We start from the raw sequence: 22168 nt of genomic DNA on the forward strand, positions 1-22168 counted from the left end.
AATTCTTCAAAGATGATTACCAGAGTCATATGTAGAAGTCTTGAAAGCCCGCACGGCGCAAGCCTGGCGGGCTTTTTTGTGTCTATATCCTTCCGAGACGATCTGCCTGAACCCTGTGATAATTTGTAGAGTCAGCAGGCAAATCGAACCCTCAGGTTAACCTGAGAATGATGAAATTATCCCGTGCAGCTAAGGGCTTAATAGTTCTTTCTATCGGGGTATCAGTGTATGAAATATACACGTCAGACAATAAAGCTTCAGAAACCGGAAGGCAGGTTGCTATTAACGGAGCAGGTATTGCGGGCGGTTGGGCTGGCGGTGCTATTGCTGGTTTAATGTGTGAGCCTGGCGCCCCCGTGTGCGTGCTATTAGGCGGATTTGTCGGCGGTGCTTTAGCGGCATGGGAAATGGGCAACTGGTGGAAATAGAGATGGAAGAAGTTACGACACTATCGTTATCGGAAGTAAATAAAGCAACAGATACCGCCCAGGCCCGGTCTGAAGTGCTGCTAGACGGCAGATTAACAGGGATTACCATTCCCGGAAAAGTGCTTGAAGCTGCGATAAAAGTCGATGCGCGTCGCTATCTTTTATTCGTGACGGATGACGTCATCTTTGAAGAAATGCTGACGATCCTGCTGTTGGATCTTTCTCAAGGCCTAGTAGAAGAACTGACTATCGGGGGCGCTTATACTTCAGGTCACTTTGAAGATTTGAAGGTTTCGCCCCGCTCTGCAAGCTTCAGCTTTATTGGCGATACTACATGGACAGTAAAAGTATCGAAATCCCCCACGCTTAAACTGCCGTTTTCCGATCCTCGCGGCGTAAGCCGCCCAGCAGGATTAAGGAAATACATTGATATCTCCGCTAACCCAGCTCCGACCAGGGCTGACGGTAGCCGATAAGCCAGCCTACCTCCTTTTTACTTTATCGCCAGAACAGGCGATAACGCGGTGAGACGAAACGGCATTGGTATATCAGTCAAAGTTGAACTAATAAAAATCAAATAAAAACAATAAATTGTCTAGAAAACTCAGATTCCGCCAGCCCAAAATGCTTGAAAGATGATTACCAGAGTCATCTGTAGAAGTCCTGAAAGCCCGCACGACGCAAGCCTGGCGGGCTTTTTTATGTCTTCAATTTTTCCTGCGAAGTCGGAAGTTAACTAGCTAAAACCGAACCTTTGAGACACATGGTTAACCGCCCCGTCCAGCTGCGACACAATTTTTTAGCATCCATACAAAAACAAGGATTGCTTTCAAAAACACGTCATCATGTTCATTTGTCTTCTGATAAAGCCACTGCTATTCAGGTTGGCCAACGACATGGCAGGCCAGTAGTGCTAAAAATAAATGCCCTGCCAATGTATGAACAGGGCTTTAAATTCTATCAGGCTGATAATGGTGTCTGGTTAACAGAGCAAGTACCTTATCAGTTTATTCAGGAATAATGACTACTAATCATCAGCCAGATCTGCTTTATGGCGGACTGACTCGAGGCGAGCCATTTTCAGCCATTCATCAAAGTTATCTGTATAACCTCTGTCTTCCCAACCAGCAGATGCAAAGGCATGAACATAATATACTTTTGGATCAGTTGATGTGTCTTCGCCATCGAAACATACGATATCATCCGAATAACGCCAATTAGCAAAAGGTATAAGTTTACGCTTTGGATATAATTTTCTGATCTTCTCACACCAAAAATCAACATAATTTTGTGCACAACAAAACAACCACCATGGCTCTATATCATCCAGTTTGTCATTTGAGACATAATCAATAAAGCTATTAGGCAATGAAAAGCCTGGATATAAATAATTTTCATACATATAGGATCTATCAATCATTTATTTACCCTTTCCTGTTATTCTTAGGGAATCGTATGATCCATGTTGAGCATGGGCAACTGTTCATCCAACCGCTAGCTGGGTGACTGGTAAAAAACCCGGTTTTTTAAGTCGGGATTTTTTGAGGTTAATCTGGATTAGAAGGTGGACATTTGCGGGATTTACGTTCATCTATTTTTGCAAAAAGCCATGATCTAAAAGCTGCGGCTGTTCCTGCAATGACACTTGCTATCAAAACATATTTAATATCTAACTTTTCAATATCAACCCTATGACTAATTATTAGCTGTACAGCTATCAGCGCCAAAGAGAAAAAAAATAAGCAGCAAACAACCATATATATAATACTTACCAGCAATAGCCATATTGCAGTCTTATTTTTTCTTATCATTTTTCTTAACCTCATCCTTAACAACGTTACTTATAAACTCTCCACCTACTGCACCAATAATATCACCAACAGGAGCTGAACCTGCACCTAATATAGGGTCAAATACAGGCGTCGCAACTATACCAACCGTTGTACCAAATACCCATCCTGAACCAGTGCCTGCTAAAGAGCTTTTATCCAACCCATCATTAAATATGGATGCACCTACGGCAATCGCAGCATTCTGCCAAACATCCCGGCCCGGAGCCAACATTCCACTAATACCTGCGGAGACACTACCCTTATAATCCCAAGTTTTGTTTTCATTACCCGACTTGTTCAAATCAAACCATTGATAAGTGCCGTTAGCGATTTCCGCTATTACTCCACCACTCAATACTTTACCAACCGATGCGGCTGGACCTAAATACATGGATCCTGCGATCAATACGCCATCCTTATATCCATCTACGATAGCCTTGGTGATATTTGCACTGTCAGGTAATTCACCCGTAACCAGCTTATCAGAAGCATACTTAATCTCTTCTGGTGTTGCCGGATTCAGCACTTTGCCCGTTTCATCAGTAAGATTCGTATTATTCACTAGCGATCCTTGGGCCTGAACATTATTCCAGAAGCCGGTGCCGAACCCGTCCAGACCACTCAACGAGTTATTCTCAACCGCATTCTTCCCGGCCTGCGCCCCGGCCACCGCACCCGCCAGCGCTGCCGCCAGCGTCCCCAGCGTGCTTATCGTCTGGCGCTGCTCCTCCGTCAGGTCCTCGCGTTTCACCCCCGGATACATCTGCTGCGCGATATACTCGCCCATCGCCGCGCCAGACGCACCCGCGACCGCGCTGTTGCCCGCCGCGTAGGCCGTCACCGCGCCCACCACCGCGTGGGCCATCAGGTTCGCCTGGACGTTCACCACGTCATGGCCGTTCGCGTCCTTCGTGGTGGTCATGTCGTGAATAACTTCCGCCAGGTAAGGCGCTGCCGCCCCGCTGACCGCCTGTGCCAGGTTGCCGCCCGCCAGACCCTGCACCGCCGCCGTCGCCGCCTGAATGCCCTGCTGGATGGTGCTGCCGGTGCCTAACCCGCTCGCGTTAAACGCCTCGTTATAGAAGGTCTGATAGACCTGGCCGCTGATGTCGCCCGCCTTCGGCTCTTTGTCCGGTTGTGCCGCCCGCCATTCGGCTTCCGCCGCTTTCAGCTGGTCCGGCGTAACACTCTTCATCCGCTCGTTTGCGGCTTTTGTCGCCGCTATCTGCCCCTGGGTTCTGAAAATATCCGCCGCCTGGTTCCCTATCTCTCCTATCAGCTGCGCCTCCTGCAGCCGGTTCTATTCCCTCTCCTTATCAAAGATTGCTTTAATTAAGAAGATTTTTTGATACGTTGCCAGTATCGAAGAACTCTCTAAATATTCTGACTACAAGATCAAAGTCTTTTGTAAGCTGACTTGCTGGCCAGTAATCCCCAAGGATTAGTATTTTTTCATCTGGTTGCGTTAGATCAATAATCGACATAACCTCATCATCTTCATTCATGAACGTAACCAGATAAAAATCTTTCTCCATTCTTACCTGAATTTCTGTAATCAAGTAATCTTCGTCGTCTAATTTATCGACTGTTACACTGCCATTAGATAAACGAAGATCATCTAGTAAATTAGCAATGTCATCCCAACAATTAGATTTCTTGGAGCCCCCTTTTTGTGCTATAGACCATGAAAGAAGTAACTTATTCATCATTAGCTCCTTTTACACGGAAGCCTTTTGTCCCTGCTTGCCAATATAAAGTTCTGCCTGTAGTCTCCTCAAAGAGGGTTAACGACTTAAGCCCTGATTTTTCAGCCATAATTTTTATGTCACTCATACAATATGAACAAACCTTCTCACCGCTTACGGACATAAGCATATCTTTACCCTTAGTCATTCCCTTTTCGTATGCTTGCTGGATTACACCTACTTCAGCATGAGCAGTTCCCATATTTCCATTAGGCAGGTTTTTATCTGGTCGCTTGTCTATCCTGGCTTGTACAACATCGTTAATCAGCGTTGGTTTATTAAAATCTGCCAACTGTGAAGGTCGTGCGCTCTGATTGGTATCTGAGAACTTAACCCCATCGACATAACCTTTCGCAACTACCTTAAGATTAGCATCAACAATTTTGCTGAGTTGTTTTGCTGCTGCCGAGCCCAATACTGGCGTCACCGAAGCAACAATGATATCCATTCCCTGCTTCGTTTCGGCGTAACTCTGTGCGGTCTGGCGATCAACACCCAGCACATCCATTGCATATTGCGTCAGTGCATCCTTCACCTGCTGTTGATTCTGTGCATCAACGCTGGTGATATTCAGCAGGTTCACTATCTGCCCGTAGGCATCCGGGTACATGTCACTGACTTTGTTATTGTAGTTACCGGTTTCATATTCACTTTTGGCCGAGTAAGCCTCAAGCCTTGCTGCGGCGCATCCCGCACTGGCAGCCTTTCCGTTGCCACAGGCATCTATCACCTTCTGGTCACGGCTGATACTTTTCTCCAGCAGGTCGTTTATCTTTTGCTGTGCCTTCTCGCGCTCTGCCGGATCGTTGCTTTTAAGTTTCTGTTTCGCTACCTCAAGTTCTGTCTTTTCGTTTACATGCAGCCAGTTATTCTCAACCGCATTCTTACCGGCCTGCGCACCCGCCACCGCACCCGCCGTACTGTCCCCGGTTACCCCGCCCGCCAGCGCTGCCGCCAGCGTACCCAGCGTGCTTATCGTCTGGCGCTGATCTTCCGTCAGGTCCTCGCGTTTCACCCCCGGATACATCTGCTGCGCGATATATTCGCCCATCGCCGCGCCCGAGGCACCTGCGACCGCGCTGTTGCCCGCCGCGTAGGCCGTCACCGCGCCCACCACGGCGTGAGCCATCAGATTCGCCTGGACGTTCACCACGTCATGGCCGTTTGCGTCCTTCGTGGTGGTCATGTCGTGAATGACTTCCGCCAGGTAAGGCGCTGCCGACCAGCTGGAAGCCTGCGACTGGTAGCCGGCCGCCGGTCCCTGCAACGCCGCCGTGGCCGCCTGAATACCCTGCTGGATGGCGCTGCCGGTTCCCCACTGCTGCTGGGCCGCCTTATAGCTGTCCGTTGCCGTCAGCTTCTCGTTATATCTTTCCCACTCCTCTTTTGAGGCACCTTTGGCGGGCTCTTTGATATCGTGCGAGGCCAGCTCCGCCTTACCGGCATTCGTGGCCCGTATCTGCCCCTCCGTCCGGGCAATATCCGCCGCCTGGTTCCCAATCTCCCCTATCAGCTGCGCCTCCTGCAGCCGGTTTTGTTCTTTTTCCTTGTCGAATATCGGGGAGAGCGTCTGGTTCGCGTGCTCAACGTCCCGGCTCAGCCCGCTCACGTCCTGGGCCTGGCTGGCCTGGTCGCGGATAACTATCGCGCCCTCGCTCACCGCCGCCTTCGTGGTCGAGCTGTCGCTGCCGCTGTGGTTCGCCCCCACCAGCAGCCCGTTCGCCATGTTCCCGGCAAACTGGCCGGCAATGCTTCCGCCGGTGCTGATGCCCGCGCTCTGGTGCTCTACCTTGTAATCCGCCCGGTTCTCGATGTCGCTGAACCCGAGCGTGCCCGTCTCCAGCCGGTTTTTATCCGCCGCGGCGGTGGAGCCGATAACCGCCCCGTCCAGCCGGGTGTGCGCCCCGACGCTGACGTCAAAGCCGCCCTTGCCCACTAAGCGACTGATAATACGGACTGGGGCTAAGTGACAGGCGAAGAAACCCGCCAGATAAGGGCGGGATTTTTATATCAGGCAGGAATTTTAGCCAGTAAACTGTTTACCTTTTCTGTATCTTCGGGATGCAGTTTTAAATACCTTTCACACGCCAGACGCACATAGTGGTAGCAGGTTTCTTCACTGACAATGACACTATCGGCTTCAGAAGGTGGATAACCAACAGCAAATTCCACACCTTCAAAGTGTTCACTTTCGTCATAGCTGTTCATATCGGGAAAATTGCAATAAGCCCCATCTTTATTTAAAGCACCTCCATTAGAAAATAATTCAAGAGTCTCTATAAAATCACCATCTTCATACATTCTGTCAAAATATGACACAACAATTAAATTGAATCCGTCATCCACATCTTTCTGAGTAAATAATTCTTTTTTCACAACTCACCTCAATTAGGATGGAAATTACGTACTCTTCCAGTCGTTTTATCCACATATATTCTAAAATTAACACCATCTACACTTACATTTGTTTGACCACTCTTACTGGCCATTGCATCATTAAAGCCTTTTGCAGCAGCCTGCTGCCCAAGCTCCAATATTTTCTGATCTGTAAATATTTTAGGATCATAGATAGTTTTTGTTTCCGGTGTTGCTTTGTAATCCCCGGTAAGGTTTCCAGCCCTATTTTTAGTCGGTATAAGATATTTCACTTCTGTAATACCTTTTGTTCCTGTAGGAGTTTCACTGACAATTTTCACATTGTATTCTTTGGCCGCATCATAAAATGCATTGGCATTGTGCCCACCTGAGATACCATTTTTCTGTGTAAATCCATCAACTGTTGCCAGATGCTTTGGCTGATCGATTCTGAAATTAATTCCAGATGGATAGACAACAACTTTTTCAGCCAGCGTACTGAGTTTACTAACAGCCGCAGCACCTAATACGGGTGTCATCGATGCCGCTACCGTCTTCATCCCGTCGTATGTTTCAACATAATTCTGAGCTGTTATCTTATCAATACCAAACTGCACCATGGCGTAGTTCACCATCGCATCCTTCACCTGCTGCTGATTTTGTGCATCGACGCTGGTGATATTCAGCAGGTTCACTATCTGCCCGTAGGCATCCGGGTACATGTCACTGACTTTGTTATTGTAGTTACCGGTTTCATATTCACTTTTGGCCGAGTAAGCCTCAAGCCTTGCTGCGGCGCATCCCGCACTGGCAGCCTTTCCGTTGCCACAGGCATCTATCACCTTCTGGTCACGGCTGATACTTTTCTCCAGCAGGTCGTTTATCTTTTGCTGTGCCTTCTCGCGCTCTGCCGGATCGTTGCTTTTAAGTTTCTGTTTCGCTACCTCAAGTTCTGTCTTTTCGTTTACATGCAGCCAGTTATTCTCAACCGCATTCTTACCGGCCTGCGCACCCGCCACCGCACCCGCCGTACTGTCCCCGGTTACCCCGCCCGCCAGCGCTGCCGCCAGCGTACCCAGCGTGCTTATCGTCTGGCGCTGATCTTCCGTCAGGTCCTCGCGTTTCACCCCCGGATACATCTGCTGCGCGATATATTCGCCCATCGCCGCGCCCGAGGCACCTGCGACCGCGCTGTTGCCCGCCGCGTAGGCCGTCACCGCGCCCACCACGGCGTGAGCCATCAGATTCGCCTGGACGTTCACCACGTCATGGCCGTTTGCGTCCTTCGTGGTGGTCATGTCGTGAATGACTTCCGCCAGGTAAGGCGCTGCCGCCCCGCTGGCCGCCTGCGCCAGGTTGCCGCCCGCCAGGCCCTGCACCGCCGCCGTGGCCGCCTGAATACCCTGCTGGATGGCGCTGCCGGTTCCCCACTGCTGCTGGGCCGCCTTATAGCTGTCCGTTGCCGTCAGCTTCTCGTTATATCTTTCCCACTCCTCTTTTGAGGCACCTTTGGCGGGCTCTTTGATATCGTGCGAGGCCAGCTCCGCCTTACCGGCATTCGTGGCCCGTATCTGCCCCTCCGTCCGGGCAATATCCGCCGCCTGGTTCCCAATCTCCCCTATCAGCTGCGCCTCCTGCAGCCGGTTTTGTTCTTTTTCCTTGTCGAATATCGGGGAGAGCGTCTGGTTCGCGTGCTCAACGTCCCGGCTCAGCCCGCTCACGTCCTGGGCCTGGCTGGCCTGGTCGCGGATAACTATCGCGCCCTCGCTCACCGCCGCCTTCGTGGTCGAGCTGTCGCTGCCGCTGTGGTTCGCCCCCACCAGCAGCCCGTTCGCCATGTTCCCGGCAAACTGGCCGGCAATGCTTCCGCCGGTGCTGATGCCCGCGCTCTGGTGCTCTACCTTGTAATCCGCCCGGTTCTCGATGTCGCTGAACCCGAGCGTGCCCGTCTCCAGCCGGTTTTTATCCGCCGCGGCGGTGGAGCCGATAACCGCCCCGTCCAGCTGTGTGTGCTCCCCGACGGTGACGTCAAAGCCCCCCTTGCCCGCAAAGATGCCGGTCTGCTCCTCCACGCTCTGCCAGTTGCTGTGCATTTTGTCCCGCGAGGCGCTCAGGCTCGCCGAGCCGGTCATGGAGCCGATGTTAAAGCTGCCCCCCGCGCTGACGCTCTGCTGCTTCGAGTCGTAGCGGTCGCTGTCCTGCTCGCTCGCCAGCGTCAGGTTGCGGCCCACGTCCGCCTTCACCCTCTCCCCGCTTACCTGCGCGCCCTGAAGCGTGGTGTCGCGCCCGCTCACCATCGTCACCTGGTTCCCCGCGCTCACCTGGGTCTCCGTATGGGTGACGCCGCTGCCCTGCTCGCTGCCCTTGCTCTTGTTGACGCTGGCGGAAATATTGAAGCCCCAGCCGCCCTGGCCGACCCCGACGCCCACGCCAAGGGTGCCGCCGTGGCTCTCGTTTTTGCCCTCCAGCGACGAGGTGTTCTCCGCCGAAAGCAGGCTGAGGTCCCGGTTCGCCGACAGCAGCACGTCCCTGCCGGCCTGCAGCTGGCTGCCCTGCACCCTCAGGTCGCCGTCGGCCCCTTTCACCCCGCTGCCCCGCGCCACCACGCTCAGGTTATCTCCCGCCGTCAGGCTGCTGCCCTGGGCGGTGCGCTGCTCACTGTTCTGGGTCGAGGTGGAGGACTGGCTGCCGTAAGAGAGGCTGATGCCGATGGTGTTGCTGTTCTGTGGGCTGTTGCCCTGCGCCGCCGCCAGGCGCGCGGCCTGCACCGCCTCCACGCCGTTGAGCGCGGCTTTGGTGGCCTGCAGCGCCGCCAGCCGTCCGCTGTCGGCGGACTTCGCCTCCTGCACCGTCTGCGTCGCCGTATTCAGCGCGCTGCCCACCGTACCGGAGAGCGCCAGCGTCAGGCCGGAGGTTTTCTGCTCCACCCTGCGCGTCTGGCTGCTCTGGTTCTCCGCCGCGGTGATGCTTACCTCCCGGCCGTCCAGCGTCAGGTTTTTACCGGCGATAAGCTCGGAGCCGGTAACGTCAAGGCGGTTGCCCGCCTCCAGCGCCACGTTGCCATTAACGCTGCCGACGGTGCTGCCCTGGTTAGTCAGATCCTGCCCCGTCTCGGTGGTTTTCAGGCTCTGCGAGCCGATGCTGAAACCGATGCCGCCGGTGCCTGACAGCCCGCTTTTTTTCTCCTGCGACAGATGCTGCTCGCTGTTGCGCTCCGTGGCGCCCAGGATGCTGAGATCGTTGCCCGCCTGCAGGACGACGTCATTGGTGCCCGTAACCTGGCTCCCCTGCACGCGCAGGTCGTTGCCCGCCGCGACCGTGACGCTGTCGCCGCTCAGCGCGCTGCCCTGCGCCGTCTGCTGCGAAATCTGATCGCGCGTTTTGAGGGTGCTTTTCGACAGCCAGCCGCTGCTGCCGGTCGCCTTGTAGCGCTCATCCAGATCCTTAGTGTTCTCGCCGTTGAGAAGCGTCACGTCGTGGCCGGCGGTAAGCGCCAGCGCGTCGTCCGCTGAGAGGGTGGCGGCGCTGGCGTTCAGATCGTTGCCCGCCAGCAGGCTAACATCGCCTTTGCCCACCACTTCGCTACCGACCTGCTGCGTGTTGCCCTGTTTCAGGCTGTTGTCTGCGTCCCAGACGATATCGTCGCGGCTTGCGGTAGTGACGGTGTTAAGACTGAGGTCGCGGCCCGCATGGATCACCGTCTGGCTCTCTTCGCCGCTGTTGACCACCTGTGCCGCCGTCAGGTTGATATCGCGCCCGGCCTGCAGGATCAGCCTGCCGTCGTCGCCCTGCACGTACATGCCCGCCACGCTGTCAACGCTGGTGCGCGCAAAGCTGTTATCGCCGTTCTGGCTCTCGACGCTGCGCGTAGTGCTGACGGCGTTGATATCCCGACCGGCGTTTGCCAGTAGCGCGTCGGTGCCCTGGATCGCGCCGCCGATGTTATTAATATCAGTGCGGGCGTTGAGATCCACGCTCGCGCCTTTAATGGTGCCCGCCAGGTTAGTGATGTTGTCGGCGCTCAGCTTCACTACTTCGCGTCCGGCCAGGGTGCCGCTGTTAAACAGCCCGCCGCCCAGGTTCAGGTTGAGGTTGCGGCCCGCAATCAGCGCGCCGCTGCCGTCCACATCGCCCGGCTGCACGCGCGCGTAAACCTGCGGCACCAGTACCGTCTGGCTGGAGCCGTCCGGCAGGCTGACCTGCGCGTTGACAAGCCAGACGATATCCTCGGTCAGCAGCGCCATCTGCTCTGGCGTCAGCGCCACGCCGAGCGTCAGGTTGTACTGCTTGCCAAAGGCGATGCCGTTGTTCATCAGCGCCTTATACTGCTCTTCGTCGTTGCTGTATCCCTCCAGATAGCGCTGGCCCGTCAGGTTGATTACCTGCTCACGGATCAGGCGCTGCTCGTAGAAACCGTCGCCGAGGCGCTTCAGGACGCTATCGCTGTTCTGCGTCAGCGCGTCCTGCATATAGTCGCTGCTCAGCCACTGCTTCTCCTGGGTGAAGCGCGGATCGGTCTCTACCAGATATTTGCCGTCGGGCGACGGGTTGGTCTTAAACAGGCTGTTATCCGGCAGGCGCGTATCCGGCCCGACGATGCGCACCACGCGCGCCGCTTCTCCCTGCTGCGGCGTAACGCTGCTGGCGACCTCGAAGCGCTGGCCCGGCTTGAGCGCGGCGGTGGCAATGCCTGGCAGCGCGCCGGTATCGACCTTCTGCAGGTCAGGCGAAAGCGTGCTGCCCGCCACGGCGGCGCTGACGCTGCCGGTATGGCCGATAACCGCGTTGGTTCCCTGCGCGCTCTGCGGCGCAATCGTGACCGGGCTGCCGCTGATGTCGCCGTGATCGACCAGCTCGCTCGGCTTCAGCGCAATCGTCTCAATCACATCCGGCGGCGTATAGGCCGAGGTTTTTTTGCCCTGACTGTCACCGCCTTTATGGCGGATGCGGTAGTAGCGGGTGGACTTACCAACGTCGGTCGTGATGCGCTGGCCCGCCACCTCGACGTTATCCAGCTCGCCCGCGTTCATCGTCAGCGTATTGCCCGCTACCATCTGGCTTTTATCGTTGAACACCTTATCGGCGTTCACCGTCATATTGCCGCCCGCGATGATCTTAGCCGGATCGCTTTCGGCAATCTGGGTCTCCTGCACCGTACGGGTGTAGTCATACTGGGTGAAGCGGTCGTGGTTGCTGCCGGTTTTGCCCGGCGTGTTGAGGTTGCGCAGCGAGTCAGCGGAGTTGCGATCGACAAAGACGCCTTCTTCACCCGCTTTCCAGCGCACCGTATCACCCGACTGCTGATACTCAGTGATCGCCTCCGTGGAAACGGTCGCCAGTTCGGTGCTGAAGTGATCGTTGACGTTATTGATCTGTCCGGCGGTAAGGAGCATATCGCCCGCCGACTCAATGGTCGCGCTATGGTTGTTGATGGTATCGGCCTTGCCGGTCGCCAGCCCGTCGGCGTTCAGTTCGCCGCCCAGCGCCATATCCCCAGCGCTGTAGATCAGGCCGTGATCGCGGTTGTTCAGCGTCTGGACGCCGATATCGACCCGCTCGCGTCCGGCCAGCGTGGCGGCGGTGCCGTTTTCCGCCAGGTTATTGAAGACCCCAGCCTGCACGCCCACCGTATCGCCGTAGATACGGCCGCTGCCGATATTGGTTAAGGTGCCTGCCTTCAGCAGCGTCTGTTTGCCGTCGATCAGGCCGTAGTTGGTTAGCTGGCCGTTCAGCGTCAGCCAGTCCTGCCCGGCGTTGATTTCGCCGCTGGCGGCGTTCAGCAGATTACTGGCGCGCAGATCCAGCTTGCCGCCCGCCAGCAGCTTGCCGCTGTTGGTGACGTCGCCTGGCGTGGTGAAGTTAAAGTTGCCGTTGGCGATCATCTCGCCGCTGTTGTTCAGGCTCTGCTGGCTGACCAGAGTGATATCGCCGAGGGAAAGCAGCTGACCGTCGCCGCCGATGCGATCGGCGCGGATCGCCAGCGATCGGCCCGCTTTGACGACGCCCGCGCTGTTGGTCAGCGTCAGGCCGTCGCCCTGAAGCGATAACGCCTCTCCGGCGCTTATCTGCCCGCTGCTGTTGTCGAGCGGGCCGGTGCTGTTGATGGTCAGTTGCTTATCGGCCAGCAGCGCGCCGCGCTGGTTAGCCAGGCTGCCGCTGTTGATCTCGATATTCGCCGCTTCGATGCCCTGCTGCGCGCCCTGGGTGTCCTGATTGTTCAGCTGCAGCGCGTTAAGTACGGCGTTCGCGCCGCTGCGGATAAGCCCGGCGGCGTTATCTATCGCACCCTGCGCGCTCGACAGCAGCAGATCGCCGATGCTCTGGATCTGCCCGCCGCGGTTATCCAGATGCGTGGCATTGAGGCTGGCCGCCTGTTCGCTGACCACGCGCCCGCCATTGCGGTTATCCAGCTCGCCGCTTTGCAGCGTAAGGTCGCCCTTCGCGCCCAGCGTACCGGCCTGATTGTTGAGATCGCCGCTTTGCAGGCGCAGATCGCCCAGGCTGTAGAGCGTGCCGTTTTCGTTGTTGATGCCCTGACCGTTGCTGTCAACAAGCACGCTACCGCCCTGCAGCAGGCCTGCCCGGTTATTGAGTGCGGATTGTGTGGCGAGGCGGAGCTGGTTTTGCGCTACCAGCGTACCAGCCGCATTATTTAACCCGCCTGCATCCAGCTGCAAGGCTTTTCCGCTCAGGGCCAGACCCTGCGCGTTATCCATTTTCTCTGCGGCGATAACCATATCGCCCTGGCTGGTCAGGCCGCCTTTGTCGCCGCTGTTTTGGTTGAGCAGCGTGTCCACGCCGATATCGAGGCGATCGCCGCTCTGGATCAGGCCACCGTCGCTGTTGTTCAGCGTGCCGCCGCGCAGCGTCAGTGCCTGCTGCGCCGCCACCTGCCCGTCGCGGTTATCCAGCACGCCGAAATCCAGCTGGCCCGTCTCGCCGCTCGCCAGCGTGCCCTGGCCGTTGAGCAGCTCTCCGGCGGTCACGCGCAGCGCCTTGCCCGCGCCGATAACGCCGCTCTGGTTATCCAGCAACTGTGTCGCGCTCAGGGTCAGTCCCTGGCCCGCTTTAATCGTCCCGCTCTGGTTGTTGATAGTCTCCGCAGCGGCGGAAAGTCCCGCCTGTGGGGCCAGGGTGCCGTGTTGATTCGCCAGCTCCGCGCCCTGGAAAAGAAGCTCGCCCTGGCTGGCGATAAAGCCCTGCTGGTTGTCGGTCGCGCCTGCGTTAAGGGTAAGCGCGCCCAGACTGCTGATGCCGCCCTTGCTGCCGCTGTCGCGGTTGCTCAGCGCAAAGCCGTGGGTGTCGATGCTGGCATCGCCGCCCGACTGCAGCAGGCCCGCGTCATTGGTCAGCGCGCCGTCGCTGCTGATCTGCAGGCGCTGCTTGCCCACCAGCGTGCCGCCGCTGTTATTGAGCCCCTGGGTGGTCAGCTGCGTATCGCCGCCGCCCGCCAGCATCCCCTGGCGGTTATCCAGTTCGCCGCTGCGCAGCGTCAGCGCGCCGGAGCTGAGTATGCCGCCGCTGTCGCCGCTCAGCTGGTTGCTCAGGCGCGCGCCGTGTGTATCGAGCAGCAGATCGCCACCTGCCTGCAGCAGTCCGCCGTCGTTATTTAGCGCGCCGCTGTCGCTGCGCAGCGCGCCAGTGGCGGCGATAACGCCGTTCTGGTTATCCAGCGCGTTCTGGCCCAGCGCCAGCGTAAGGTTATTGCCGAGCAGCTTGCCGCCCTGATTCTCCAGCCCGGCGGCATTGAGGGTAAAGTCCTGCTGCGCTTCAAGGCGTCCAGCCTGATTCGCCAGCGCCTGCTGCGTCGTAATGCTGCCGCTGCCCGTCGCCGCCGTCACCTTGCCCTGGCTGTTGTCCAGCCGCTCGGCGTTTAGCGTGACGTTGCGGCTCGCCGCCACTTCGCCCTGGCGGTTATCCACCGCGCCGCTAACCTGCGCCGTCAGGCTGCCCTGCTGCGCAGCAACGAGGGTGCCGGAGCGGTTATTGAGCGCTGCCGCACTGAGATCGATATCGCCGTTGGCCGTCAGCTGGCCACCTTCATTGTCGAGCGCGCCGCGCGTATGCAAACGCATCGCGCCGCTGCCGCTCTGCACTATCTGGCCCTGGCGGTTCGACAGGCTGTCGGCGTCAGCATCGATCTGCTGAGCGGAAGTGGTACCGTTATCGAGGTTAAGCTCGCCGCCGCGCAGGCTGAGCTGGCCGTTCGAGATCAGCCTGCCGCCGCTGCCCTGCAGGCTGCGTGCGTTAACCGCCAGCGTGCCGCTGCCGGCATGGGTAATCTCGCCGGACTGATTATCCAGGGTGTCGGCGCTAAGGGTCAGGTTGCTGCTGTTGGTCGCAATACGCCCGCCGCGGTTATTCAGGTCGCCCTGCAGCGTCAGCGAGAGATCGTCGCCGCCGGTTTGCGTGATCTGGCCCTGCTGGCTGGAGAGATCGTGAGCGTGCAAATCGAGCTTATTCGCCGTCAGCGTGCCGCCGTCGTTATCCAGCCGTTTGCCGGTGCTGGCGCTGAGCTGCTGCTGCGCGGCGATAGCGCCGTTGCGCGTAACCAGATCGCTGTCGCGGGCGTCGAGGGTGATATTTTTCCCCTGCGTCCGGCTGCCGCTGAGATCCAACCCCTGCCCGCGCGCGGCCAGGTTGCCGCCCGCCAGGTTCTGCCCCTGCGCGGTCAGCTTGCCTGAGGTAGCGAGCGTCAGATCGCCTGAGTCACCGATCTTGCCGTCGCTCTGCACGCCAGCGGCGAGGATGCTCTCTTTGGTGCTGTTCAGGCTGGCTGCCTGAAGCGCGACGTTATTGCGTGCGGCAACAGAGCCACTGTTCGCTACCTCCGCCGCGCTGGAGATCGTGGCGTTGCCGCCGGAGAAGATCGCGCCGCTGTTGCTGACGCCCTCGCTGGCGGCAACCTGCAGATCGCCGCTGCTCTGTATGCTGCCGCTGTTCTCAATGCGGCCGTCGGCGCTGATCACGACGGTGCCCGCCTGCGCGCCGATGCTGCCGGCGTTGCACACGCCGACGCCCGCTTCGGTGCCGATCAAGCGAATTTTCCCGGCATACATGCCGCCAAGGCTGGAGACATCGAGCGCCATCTGCGGGCGCGAGGCGGGATCGTCGCTCTGTTTCGTTACCTGCTGATGCGCCGCGTCCACCTGGTTACGGCCGGTAGTCACCTTCAGGTCGTTAGCCCAGACGCTGGCGTTGATTTTTACCGAGCGGGCAATAATGTCGGTGTAGTCCTGGCGCGAGCTGTCCATCCCTGCGCCTTCGACCGCCACCTCTCCGCGCTCGACGTTAAAGCCGGTGAGGTTGCCGTTATTCATCTGCGCCTGGCCTGTGGTCAGCGTGGCGCGGTTGGCGTTGATAAAACCGCAGCCGTTGCAGGTGATGCCGGACGGGTTGGCGATCACCACCTCCGCTTTTTGTCCTGCCACCTCCACAAAACCGTTCAGGCGGCTGGGATCGCGCGAGTTGACCTCGTTGAGGATCACTTTGGCTTCGCCTCTGGCGAGCCAGGGGTTGCCGCTCACCATGCCGCCCAGTTCGGTCTGCACGTTTTTATGCGAGTTGTTCAGGATGGCGCCCTGCTGCCCGACATCGAACTGGCTGTAGCTGTTGCGCGAAACGCCGCCTGCGGAGGGGGTCTGGATATTGATCTGCGGCGTGCCGTTAGCGCTGTTGATAATGGTCGGCTGCTGTCCGCCAGGCGCCTGCGCGTCCGCCACGATCGCGGCGCTGGCGGGCTGTATCACACCCATCGCCAGCCAGAGGCTAAAACTCAGCGCCCCGACTTTGCCGATCAGGCGGCTCAGGGTATGGCCTACGCCGGAGGAGCGGGAACTGCCCGCGCGGCCCGAACGGGCAATATCGGCCACTACCATCAGCATGCCGCGCGCTTTGTTGAAAATGATTCGGTACAGGTTTCTGTTCATCTAATGTCCTTATCAGATTTGTGGCAGCTCCACGGCGAGCGGATGCTGCTGCTGCCAGCGTTTTGCCGCCTCATGGCTGACGCTGCCGCCATGAAAGTTAAACACGCGCTTGCCGCGCTGCTCTCCGCGATGATCCAGCGCCCGCCAGCAGGCGTGAGGAAAGAGGTCGCGGCGCACCAGACGGCTCATCGCCAGCGTATGGCCGAAGGGCGCGATCCAGTCGCAGCACCACATGCGATCGCCGCTGTTCCAGTCTTCAGGCGGAAAATGGATGGCGGGCAGCGTGAGATAGCGCGCTTCCGCCTCCCTGTTCAGCCAGGCCCAGCTAAAGAAAAACACCGGCTGGCCCGCCTCCGCCACCAGAACGTACTGCTGCTGTTTGATAATCGGCAGCAGCAGCGTCGGCAGCGCATGCAGCGGCGCGTCGCGGTGCAGCGGCGAATGCATCCACAGCCAGACGGCGGCACCCAGCACCTCCGCCTCGCTCTCTTCGCCACCGAGGATCAGCGGCGATTTAATCTCATATTGTCCTGCGCGCATGTCGGCCCTCAGTAGCTCCAGTTAAGGTTGAAGCCGAGCGTGACGTTGCTGGTGCGCAGGCCATCCGGTCTGGAGAACGGCGTGCCGATAAACAGGTCATAGCCGGTGTTGAACGCCTGCCCGCGCAGCCCCGCCACGCCGCCTGCCAGATGCTGGCCGGTTAACAGTTCGCTGCCAGCGCCGCCGACTTCGCCGTAATCCGCGCCCAGGTAGAACTCCTGCGCGGGCAGCGGCGTGCTCCAGGCGATATCGTTGCGCACATACCAGCCGCGGCTGGCGTTAAGGGTGCGCTCGCCGTCGAAGCCGCGCACCGTCCAGCGGTTGCCGATAGCGAACTGCTCCTGCGGCGTGAGCGGCGTGTTGCTCATCTGGCGCAGATACTGCAGGTTGTAACGAAAGTGCTGATCGCCAAGCGTAAACGGCAGATTGAACTGCGCATTAAGCTGCACGATTTTGCTCAGCGCCGTCGCCTCGCCGAAATACTCCTCCGGCGCAGGCTGCGCGCCAAACCAGCGCGTGCCCCGTTGATAACTGATGCCCGCGTCCAGCGTGGCCTGCTGAATATAGTGGCGATGCTGCAGACCGATACGCCAGGCAGCGGTCTGTCGCCGCTGCACCTGCACCTCGGTGTCGTTGATGTAGTTGCGGCTTTCGCGCGTCAGTACGTCGTAGGTAAAGGAGGTTTTCTGCGTGCCGCTGCGGTGCAGCACGCGGCTGAGCTGGAAATCGAGGCTTTTGCTTTTGCCGCTGTAGCGATAATCCTGATTACGCCCGGCCACCGTCTGGTGATAGTCGTAATCGCTGCCCGTCGCGGAGAACATCCAGTAGCCGAACGGCACTGAATAGTGGCCGGTGAGGTTTTTGCTGCCCTTGCCGCCCTGGCCCTGCAGGTCGTGCGTCGCCGACAGATACAAGAGATCGCTCAGCGCAAAAGGGTTGTCGAGCGAAAGCGTCACGCCGCCCAGATAGCGGCCGGTGCTGCGGGTGCCGGAGTCATCCAGCGAGACGCCGACGCGCCACATCTTTTTCTGCTGCCAGCGCACCTGGATGTCGCTCTCGCCAGGCTGTTCGCCGGGAACCACCGACATATCCGCCTGCACAGTCGGCAGGCGCTGCAGATTTTCCAGCCCCTGTTCAATATCCCGCAAATCAAGCAGGTTGCCCGCATGAGCAGGAAAGGCGCTGTAGAGCCAGAGATAGTGGCCGCTTTCCGGCGTCAGTTTCGCCTCGCGCACGTAGCCCGGCACGATCACCAGACGCAGCACGCCGCTGTTGAGATCCTGCGACGGTGCCAGCACGCGCGTGGTGACATAGCCGTGATCCACCAGCCGGTTTTGCAGCGTGCTCATCAGCAGGTTGATGCCTTTCGCCCCCAGGCAGCGCCCCTGCGCCTGGCTGGCGATGCGGTTAAGCGGCAGCCAGCGGGGCAGCGCCTGCTGCCCCTGCAGCTCGACGCGCGCGATGGTGAAACAGGGACGTTCAGCGGGAAAATTGATGCTGCCGAAGCTGGAAGACGGCGGCGAAAGACGCACATCGGGCGCTTTCGGTTCCATCTGGCGCTCCAGCGCCTGCTGGCGCTGTTGCTGGAGGCGTAGCTGGTCGTTTCCGTCAGGCAGCGCCTCTGCGGCGGTGGCCTGTGCGGTAAAAAACGCGCCGTTCAGCAGAGCAATGGAGAAAAGAATACATTTATGCTGGAAAACCATCAGACAATCCCTGTCACGTAAAGTAATCGTAAATTATGTTAACTCAGGTAAAACTGGCTGCGTATTATCCATAATTTATTGTTAGCGACAACTTTCGTTTGCTGATTTTTTAGCCTGAATGTTTAAGGGATTTTAGGGGTTTTTGTAATAAAAACGGAGCGGTGAGCGCGGATACAGGGGAGTTTGCAGAGGAAAAATTTAAGACCATTCTTAACCACAGAAACGGGCTAAAAAATGGAAAAGCGGCGAGTCGCCTCGCCGCCGATGATTTAGCGTACTATGACCGTCAGTAATATCAGCGCAATGGCGATAACAGCCACGCCGATAAACGCCCGGTCGAGCCTTACTCTTCTCATTGCCGCCCTCCTAGAACCACTGACCGAAGCGGCGGATATAGATCCGTTTCATTCCCTGAGCCACCAGGCAGTAGCCGAACAGCGTCGCCAACAGCCAGGGGAAATAGGCAAGCGGCAGCGGCGCCAGTCCCACCATCGCGCCGAGCGGCGAGAACGGGATGCCGATGCCGAGCGCCATAATGCCGAACGTGGTTAACAGTACCGGCAGCGCCGCGCGGCTCTGAATAAAGGGGATTTTCTGCGTGCGCAGCATATGCACCACCAGCGTCTGCGACAGCAACCCTTCAACAAACCAGCCGGACTGAAACAGCGACTGCGCGCCCGCATGATTCGCGCCGAAGACGTGCCACATCAGCGCAAAGGTGGTGATATCAAACAGCGACGAGGTTGGCCCCATCCACAGCATAAAGCGCCGGATATTGCTGGCGTCCCATTTGCGCGGCTTGCGCAGGAACTCCGCATCCATCTTGTCCCAGGGCAGCGCCAGCTGGGAGATGTCATACATCAGGTTCTGCAGCAGCAGCTGAATCGACAGCATCGGCAGAAACGGAATAAAGGCGCTGGCGATCAGTACGGAAAAGACGTTGCCGTAGTTTGAGCTGGCGGTCATGTTCAGGTACTTGATGATATTGCCGAAGGTTTCGCGCCCTTTCAGCACGCCCTCTTCCAGCACGCGCAGATCTTTCTCCAGCAGGATAATATCGGAGGACTCTTTGGCGATATCCGCCGCGCTGTCGACCGAAATCCCGACGTCGGCATCGCGCAGCGCCGGGGCGTCGTTAATGCCGTCGCCGAGGAAGCCTACCGTATGGCCGTTCTGCTGAAACAGACGTACCAGCCGCGCTTTCTGCGGCGGCGTCAGCCTGGCGAACAGGCTGCTCCGCTCTGCGGCCTGCGCCAGCTCGCCGTCGCTCATCGCCTCGATCTCATCGCCGGTCAGCATCGCGCTGGCGTCCAGTCCCACCTCCTGGCAGATACGCGCCGTGACCACCGGGTTGTCACCGGTCAGCACTTTGACCGCCACGCCGTTGTCGCGCAGCGCCTGAATCGCCTGGCCAGCGCTCGCTTTTGGCGGATCGAGGAAAGTCAGCATCCCTTCCAGCGTCAGCTCGCGCTCATCTGCCTGCGCCAGCGGCGGCGCGATGTCGCCTGCGCGCGTTGCCACCAGCAGCACGCGGAAGCCCTGCTGGTTATACTCTTCAGCCAGCGCCTGCAGCATTGCCCGGCGGTCGTCACAGAGCGGGACGCACTCGCCGTAAAGGCGAATCGTCGTCGACACGGCAAGCATCTCTTCGACAGCGCCTTTACAGACCAGCAGCGACTCGCCCTGCTGCAGATCTTCCAGCAGCACCGACAGTCGACGCCGCGCAAAATCAAAAGGCAGTTCATCCTGTTTGTGGTAGCGGCTGCGCTGCGTCTCGCTGACCTGCATCGCGCCTGCGCGCATCACCGCGCGATCCATCGGATTTTTGCTTCCCGTCTGGCTGTTGCTGTTCAGCCAGCCAAGCAGCAGCACGCGCGCATCCTCATCGCCAGCGCAGTTAAGCGCGTGCGACAGCTGGATCTCATCCTGCGTCAGCGTGCCGGTTTTATCGGTGCAGAGCAGATCCATCGCGCCGAGGTTCTGAATCGCGTTCAGGCGCTTAACGATAACTTTGCGCCGCGCCATCGCCATCGCCCCTTTCGCCAGATTAGAGCTGACGATCATCGGCAGCATCTCTGGCGTCAGCCCCACGGCGACGGCCAGCGCAAACAGCGTGGCGTCGGTCCAGTCTCCTTTGCTGAAGCCATTAATAAACAGCACCACCGGCACCATAATCAGCATAAAACGGATCAGCAGCATACTGACGCTGTTGACGCCGCGATCGAAAGCAGTCTGGGCGCGGCTGCCGACCAGCGACTTCGCCAGCGATCCGAACCAGGTCAGGCTGCCGGTCGCGACGACAACGGCGCACGCGCTGCCGCTGGATACGCTGGCGCCCATCAGGCAGATGTTATCCAGCTCCAGCAGGCTCTTGCCGCTCGCTGGCGCGCTGCTGTTTTTTACCGCCACGTCGGCGCTGAGGTCCACTTTCTCAACCGGCAGCGACTCGCCGGTCAGCACAGCCTGGCTGACGGAAAGATCGCGCGAGCTGATAAGGCGTACATCGGCAGGCACCAGATCCCCCGCGCTGAGCAGAACGATATCGCCGGGCACCAGCTCGCGCATGGCGACCTCCTGCGGCGCGCCGTCGCGCATCGCGGTCGCGGTCGTGCGGACCAGCGACTTCAGCGCCTGCGCGGCGCGGTTGGTGCGAAACTCCTGCCAGAAACGCAGCAGGGCGCTCAGCGTTACCATGGTGCAGATAATAGTGACGCCGGTGAGATCGCCCTTATCGCCCGCGCGCAGCGGCAGCCAGTAGTCGGTGAAAAAACTCACCAGCGCCAGCGCCAGCAGCACGTAGATAAAGGGGTTATGAAACGCCATCAGCAGCTGCAACAGCGCGGGCGGCGCTTTTTCCTGCGCCACTTCGTTTGGGCCGAACTGCGCCAGGCGGCGCTCCGCCTCCTGCTGGCTCAGGCCTGCGGTCTGGCTATGCAAGCTGGCCAGCGTCGCCTCAACGGAGCGGCTCGCTTCCTGCTCGATTAAATATTTTTTTTCGCCGTTTCGCGCAGCGCCGCGGCTATTTTTCGCCAGCGTTTGGCTTTCCAGTTTTAATTCAGACATAGTGAATTCTCCCTGCAACAGGCAAAGCAATCCCGACATGCGAAAATACGCATGCGTAAAAAGTTAAATATTAAAAAGGATGCGTAGCGTGAGGGCCGAATAAGCCGCAGGCGTAAGCGTCTCGCCGCGTATGGATAGCGACGCGGCGAAAAAGCGCAGGCGCAGGGCGCAGCCAGTCAGCTACGCGCAGCGAGGAGGAGGAAACAGAGCGTGCGAAAAAAGCAGCATAGCGATCGCCTCGTAATGAATAATGTTATTCAGGAAGCAATCGTTATTTAACAGGATTGCTGCCCGCCGGGTGGCAAGCAGCATGGAAATTCAGCTTGCCAGTATTAGTGAAAATATCGAATGACTGTCCAAGTGAATTCTCCAGTAGAAAGTTGCCGCCATTATAAGCGCGTCGCGTTAAGGGTAAAGATTAAAATAACCCTAAATAGCCTTTGTTGAGGTTCTGTTTCTCTATACTTAGTTCACACGGGTTTTCACCGCTTATAACCATAGCGCAAGCCTTATAACTTTAAGGCATAAGGTTAGCCCATAATAGACTATTCTTCCTTTAAGCCCTTCCGTACA

Annotated in this window: 12 protein-coding genes and 2 pseudogenes; 3 read left to right on the forward strand and 11 right to left on the reverse strand. The window is 58.1% G+C overall.

What is annotated here, in order from left to right; genetic code table 11:
* Nucleotides 1-167 precede the first annotated feature (167 nt).
* From MHZ89_RS10695 to MHZ89_RS10705, 3 genes and pseudogenes are all read left to right on the forward strand, one after another.
* A complete protein-coding gene (locus MHZ89_RS10695) occupies nucleotides 168-428 on the forward strand; it encodes a hypothetical protein (protein ID WP_311782970.1) in 261 nt (86 codons plus the stop codon).
* Between the two features lie 2 nt (nucleotides 429-430).
* Nucleotides 431-904 (forward strand): hypothetical protein, encoded by a 474-nt coding sequence (locus MHZ89_RS10700; RefSeq protein WP_311782971.1) that lies wholly within the window; start codon nucleotides 431-433, stop codon nucleotides 902-904.
* A gap of 320 nt (nucleotides 905-1224) precedes the next feature.
* A pseudogene (locus tag MHZ89_RS10705) lies at nucleotides 1225-1449 on the forward strand (RNA 2'-phosphotransferase); the annotation flags it as partial.
* Nucleotides 1450-1455: 6 nt separating this feature from the next.
* Here the strand turns inward: MHZ89_RS10705 and MHZ89_RS10710 are convergent.
* The 11 genes and pseudogenes from MHZ89_RS10710 to mgtA form a co-directional block, all read right to left on the reverse strand.
* Nucleotides 1456-1848 carry an SMI1/KNR4 family protein gene (locus MHZ89_RS10710; RefSeq protein ID WP_311782972.1) on the reverse strand — a complete coding sequence of 131 codons (393 nt, stop codon included), beginning with the start codon at nucleotides 1846-1848 and terminating at the stop codon, nucleotides 1456-1458.
* A 127-nt stretch (nucleotides 1849-1975) separates the two neighbouring features.
* Nucleotides 1976-2239 (reverse strand): hypothetical protein, encoded by a 264-nt coding sequence (locus tag MHZ89_RS10715; RefSeq protein WP_311782973.1) that lies wholly within the window; start codon nucleotides 2237-2239, stop codon nucleotides 1976-1978.
* Complete coding sequence (locus MHZ89_RS10720) at nucleotides 2223-3455, reverse strand: VENN motif pre-toxin domain-containing protein (protein WP_311782974.1); 1233 nt, start codon at nucleotides 3453-3455, stop codon at nucleotides 2223-2225. Before MHZ89_RS10720 ends, MHZ89_RS10715 begins: the two co-directional genes overlap by 17 nt.
* Nucleotides 3456-3588: 133 nt before the next feature.
* Nucleotides 3589-3966 carry a DUF6911 family protein gene (locus MHZ89_RS10725; RefSeq protein WP_311782975.1) on the reverse strand — a complete coding sequence of 126 codons (378 nt, stop codon included), beginning with the start codon at nucleotides 3964-3966 and terminating at the stop codon, nucleotides 3589-3591.
* A 427-nt stretch (nucleotides 3967-4393) separates the two neighbouring features.
* Nucleotides 4394-5938: pseudogene (locus MHZ89_RS10730) on the reverse strand (VENN motif pre-toxin domain-containing protein); the annotation flags it as partial.
* A gap of 77 nt (nucleotides 5939-6015) precedes the next feature.
* A complete protein-coding gene (gene cdiI, locus MHZ89_RS10735) occupies nucleotides 6016-6381 on the reverse strand; it encodes a ribonuclease toxin immunity protein CdiI (protein WP_311782977.1) in 366 nt (121 codons plus the stop codon).
* Nucleotides 6382-6389: 8 nt separating this feature from the next.
* On the reverse strand, nucleotides 6390-16289 hold the full coding sequence (locus tag MHZ89_RS10740; RefSeq protein ID WP_311782978.1) for a hemagglutinin repeat-containing protein: 9900 nt from the start codon (nucleotides 16287-16289) through the stop codon (nucleotides 6390-6392).
* Between the two features lie 12 nt (nucleotides 16290-16301).
* Nucleotides 16302-16829, reverse strand: coding sequence for a toxin-activating lysine-acyltransferase (locus MHZ89_RS10745; RefSeq protein ID WP_311782979.1), 528 nt, complete (start codon nucleotides 16827-16829; stop codon nucleotides 16302-16304).
* 8 nt (nucleotides 16830-16837) lie between these two features.
* Nucleotides 16838-18532, reverse strand: coding sequence for a ShlB/FhaC/HecB family hemolysin secretion/activation protein (locus MHZ89_RS10750; RefSeq protein ID WP_311782980.1), 1695 nt, complete (start codon nucleotides 18530-18532; stop codon nucleotides 16838-16840).
* 269 nt (nucleotides 18533-18801) lie between these two features.
* A complete protein-coding gene (gene mgtU, locus MHZ89_RS22690; protein ID WP_371315545.1) occupies nucleotides 18802-18888 on the reverse strand; it encodes a magnesium transporter protection protein MgtU in 87 nt (28 codons plus the stop codon).
* A 10-nt stretch (nucleotides 18889-18898) separates the two neighbouring features.
* Complete coding sequence (mgtA, locus tag MHZ89_RS10755) at nucleotides 18899-21595, reverse strand: magnesium-translocating P-type ATPase (RefSeq protein ID WP_311782981.1); 2697 nt, start codon at nucleotides 21593-21595, stop codon at nucleotides 18899-18901.
* Nucleotides 21596-22168 lie beyond the last annotated feature (573 nt).

This window comes from Pantoea sp. ACRSB (genome assembly GCF_022346905.1).
GTDB lineage: Bacteria > Pseudomonadota > Gammaproteobacteria > Enterobacterales > Enterobacteriaceae > Pantoea > Pantoea piersonii.